The organism is Streptomyces sparsus (assembly GCF_054776295.1).
Genome location: NZ_BAAHCA010000393.1, coordinates 1 through 4440, shown reverse-complemented (window position 1 = coordinate 4440; position 4440 = coordinate 1). Strand labels below are relative to the sequence as shown.

Here is a 4440-nt window from a genome sequence, read left to right as displayed (position 1 = left end):
GCCGAGTCGGCCGTCCTGCCGGCGCCGGGGCGGTGCCCGGGGACGGCGTCGGTGCCGGAGGGGCCCGGCGTCCGGGTGGGAAGAGTGGTGCTCACTTGGCGGCCTCCACAGCTCGGCGCCGGGACAGCCAGGGCTGCACCAGGGAGACGACGAGGATCAGGGCGAAGAAGATGTACGAGACGGCTGAGGCGTAGCCGATGCGGTAGCCGGTGAAGCCCTGCTGGTAGACGTACTGGAGGACGGGCCGGGTCGAGTCGTCCGGGCCGCCGCCCGTCATCAGGTAGATCTGGTCGAAGATCTTCAGCGAGGCCAGCACCTGGAGCACGAGCACCAGCGCGGTGGTGCGCCTCAGCATCGGCAGGGTGACGTGCCACAGCCGGTGCCAGGCGTTAGCCCCGTCCAACTCAGCCGCTTCGTAAAGGTGCTGGGGAATCGCCTGGAGCGCCGAGACGTAGAGCAGGAAGTTGAAGCCGACCGTCCACCACACGGTGGTCAGCACCACGGACAGCATCGCGTACCGCTCGTCGGTGAGCCAGCCGATGCCCGGTTCCATGCCGACCGCGGCCAGCAGCTGGTCGGCCAGCCCGAACCCGGACGGAAAGATCATCTGGGCGAAGAGCAGGCACACGACGCTGGACGGCAGCAGGAACGGCGCAAACCAGCTCAGCCGCCACAGCCACTGCATGACCCGCAACTGGTGCGACATCAGGGCCAGTACCAGGCCCGCGAGCACGAGCGGCGCGGTGGAGAGCACGGTGAACCACACGGTGTTCCACAGCGAGGACCACATCTCCGGGTCCCGCAGCGCCGCCGTGTAGTTGTCCGTGCCGACGAACTCTCCGCCCCCACCGGTGATGTTGACGTCCGTGAAGCTCATCCCGACGCCGGCGACCAGCGGCCAGAGCAGGAAGAGGCCGTAGAACAGCAGGAAGGGCACGACGAACACCAGGCCGTGCTCGGTCCAGCCGCCGCGGACCCGGCCTGCGGAGCGGCCGGCGACGGCCCCGGGCCTGTCCGCCGGCGACGCCGGTGGCGCGGTGAAGGTGGTGGTGGTCATGACGCGGCTCCGGCAAGGGGGTTGCGGATGTCGAGCAGTTCGCGCAGGCGCTTCCTGGCCTCGACCAGTGCGTTGCGCGGGCTGCGGGAACCGGTGAGCACACCGGAGAAGACGGCGCCCAGCTCGATCCACATGCGCGAGGCGGAGCCGGCGAACCAGGCCGGAGCGTCCAGCGCGACGTCGTCGAGCACCCCGCGGTACTCGGACTGCGGTTTCAGGTCGAGGTAGGCCGGGTCGTCGAGGACGGGCGTGTAGGCGGGCACGTGGCCGCCCTCCGCCCAGGTCACGGAGTTCCGCAGCATCCAGGCCACCAGGGTGTGCGCGGCGAGGTTGCTCTCGCCACCGCGCTGCTCCTGGTGGGGCAGCACGAAACTGTGGCAGTCGGCCTGGGCGCTGGGGCGGCCGAAGAGACCCGGAACACGGGTCATGGAGAACTCCAGGCCGGTGGTGCGGAAGGTTCCGACCTCCCATCCGCCGTTGAGGTGGAAGGCCGTCTTCCCCAGGCTGAACAGACCGACCGACGCGCCGTAGTCTGCGCGGCGCACCATCAGGCCCTCCTCGACGAGGGACGCCATGAACTCCAGCACCCGCAGCGCCTTGCGGTCGTCCAGCGTGAGGCGTCTGCCGTCCTGGGAGAGGACCGTGCCGCCGGTCTGGGAGTAGAACGTCGCGAACATGCGCCACGGGGTGACGCAGTCGGGGCCGAGCGTCTCGGCGACCAGTCCGGGCTGCCCGGTGACCTTTCTGGCGGCGCGCAGGGCGTCGGTGAAATCCGCGGCGCTGCCGATGGGTTTGAGTCTGCCGCCGGACATCAGTCCGGCCTCGCGGCACATCTCGGTCTGGTAGTAGAGCACGGTGGGGTGGGTGTCGAAGGGGACGGCGAACTGACCGCCCCGCGCCTGGCCGCGCTGCCAGATGTCCTCGGGGAAGTCCGCCGGCCGGACGCCGAGTTCGGCCAGCAGGTCGAGGTCGAAGGCGTCGAGCAGCCGGCCGGGGGCGAACCCGGCCAGCCGGGCGAGGTGCAGCACGGCGAGTTCCGGGGCGCGGCCGCCCGCCCCGGCCATGCCCAGCTTGGTGTAGTAGGGGGCGCCCCACTGGAGGGTGGCGGACTCCAGGGCGATGTCGGGGTGTTCCGCCGCGAAGGTCTTGAGCATGGTCTGCATCGCCACGCCGTCGCCGCCACCGAACAGGTGCCAGTAGCGCAGCCGCGTGCGGCCGGAGGCGACGGCAGAGGGGGTGGTGCAGCCGGCGGCCAGCGGACCCAGTGCGCCCAGGGCGGTCAGCGTGCCGAGTCCGCCGGCGAGCGCACTGCGGCGGGGGAGGTGGGGTGGTGGCATGGCGGCTCGTCTCTTGTGGCAGGTCGTCGGGTCGTCGGGGTGTTGCCGGACCGGCACGGTGGTCGCCCCCGCCGGGGGCCGGGCTCAGGCCAGGCGGATCACGGTCCAGGAGAGCGGTTCGAGCGTGACGCTCAGCTCCCCGTCCTCCAGGGCGGCGTGCCTGCCCGGGTGGGGGGTGACGCGTTCGGGGTCGGCGAGTGTGTTGCGGGCGTCCGGGTCGGGGTCGCCGAGCACGCTGTGCTCGACGATCCGCGACAGCTCCAGGCCGCGCAGCGCGGCCCGCAGCGGCAGCGGCCGGGTCTGGTCGCGGTTGACCGCGAAGACGGTCACCTCGCCGGTGTCGGGCGCGTGCACCGCGGTGGCGTGCAGCAGCGGCACGTCGCCGTACTTCGCCGTCGGGTACGTCGGCGCGTCCACCCGCAGGTCGAGCACCCGGCCCTGTCCGTACCGGGCGGCCTGCGCGAAGGGGAAGAAGGTGGTCTGCCGCCAGGCGGGGCCGCCCGGCTCGGTCATGATGGGCGCGATGACGTTGACGAGCTGGGCCAGGCAGGCGACGGTCACCCGGTCGGCGTGGCGGAGCAGGGTGATGAGCAGGGAGCCGAAGACGACCGCGTCGGTGACGGTGTAGTTGTCCTCCAGCAGCCGCGGCGCCTCGGGCCAGTCGAGCGGAGCGGCCTGGGCCTCGGCCTCGAAGCGGCTCTGGTACCAGACGTTCCACTCGTCGAAGGACAGGTTGATCTTCTTCGTCGACTTGAGCCGGGCTCCCACGTGGTCGCAGGTGGCGACGACGTTCTCGATGAAGGAGTCCATGTCGACGGCCGAGGCGAGGAACGAGGCGCGGTCACCGTCGAGTTCCTCGTAGTAGGCGTGCAGGGAGATGTGGTCGACCAGTTCGTAGGTCTCGGCGAGCACCTCCGCCTCCCAGGCTGCGAAGGTGGGCATGGCCCGGCTGGAGGAGCCGCAGGCGACGAGTTCGAGGTCCGGCTGGAGCTGCCGCATGGCCCGCGCGGTCTCGGCGGCCAGCCGTCCGTACTCCTCGGCGGTCTTGTGGCCGGTCTGCCACGGCCCGTCCAGTTCGTTGCCGAGGCACCACAGCCGGATGCCGAACGGGTCCTTGTCGCCGTGCTCGGCGCGCAGGTCGGAGAGCGCGGTACCGGACGGGTGGTTGGCGTACTCCAGGAGCTGGAGCGCCTCCGCGACTCCTCTGGTGCCGAGATTGACGGCCATCATCGGTTCCGCCCGCGGGCCGACCTCGCGCAGGAAGGACATGAACTCGCTCAGCCCGAACCGGTTGGTCTCGGTGGACCGCCAGGCCAGGTCGAGCCGGCGGGGGCGTTCCTCGACGGGGCCGACCGAGTCCTCCCAGCGGTACCCGGAGACGAAGTTGCCGCCCGGGTAGCGGACGGTGGTCACACCGAGTTCGCGGACCAGCTCCAGGACGTCTCCCCGCAGCCCGGACTCGTCTGCCGAGGGGTGGCCCGGTTCGTAGATGCCGGTGTAGACGCAGCGGCCCAGGTGCTCGACGAAGGAGCCGAAGAGGCGGGGGTCGACGTCACCGACGGCGAAGGCGGGGTCCAGCGTGAAGCGGGCGACGTCGGGCTGGGGCGCGTGGTTCGACATGGGGTCCTTCCGTCGGGGAGGGGGCCGGGGTTCGGGTGCGGAGCCTTGGGGCTCGTGCGGTCCGGGGCGGGGGAGCGGTCGCTCAGCGGCCGAGGGGCGGGGGCACGAGCGGGGAGAGGCCGGCCGGCGTCGCGGCAGGGACCGCCGTCGACCGGGAGCGGTGGAGCGGAGGGCGGGGGAGGTGCATGGCGGCGACTCCTGGGTGGAGGACAGGGGAAATCCGCTGTTCGAAATAACGAACGATGGTCGTTACTTCGAACGGAAAAGTAGGGTGAAGCGCTTTCGGCGTCAATGGTTCGGACAGGACTCCGTGCGATGTCCGAAACTGCGAACGCCCGCTGCACGCACCCTAAGGTGCGCGCTTCCCCGGCCGCGGGCGCACGGGCCCGGGCTCGGCGGGGGTCTGGTCGGGCGTGCGAGGCGCCA

General features: G+C 71.4%; 3 protein-coding genes. All 3 read right to left on the bottom strand.

The window, feature by feature from the left end; genetic code table 11:
• Positions 1–91 precede the first annotated feature (91 nt).
• The gene (locus ACYVE9_RS17060; protein WP_461028727.1) at positions 92–1057 is read right to left on the bottom strand and encodes a carbohydrate ABC transporter permease; all 966 of its coding nucleotides are present in this window, start codon (positions 1055–1057) and stop codon (positions 92–94) included.
• Positions 1054–2394, bottom strand: coding sequence for an extracellular solute-binding protein (locus tag ACYVE9_RS17055; protein ID WP_461028726.1), 1341 nt, complete (start codon positions 2392–2394; stop codon positions 1054–1056). Before ACYVE9_RS17055 ends, ACYVE9_RS17060 begins: the two co-directional genes overlap by 4 nt.
• 84 nt (positions 2395–2478) lie before the next feature.
• Positions 2479–4014, bottom strand: coding sequence for an arabinosylfuranosidase ArfA (gene arfA / locus ACYVE9_RS17050; RefSeq protein WP_461028725.1), 1536 nt, complete (start codon positions 4012–4014; stop codon positions 2479–2481).
• Positions 4015–4440 lie beyond the last annotated feature (426 nt).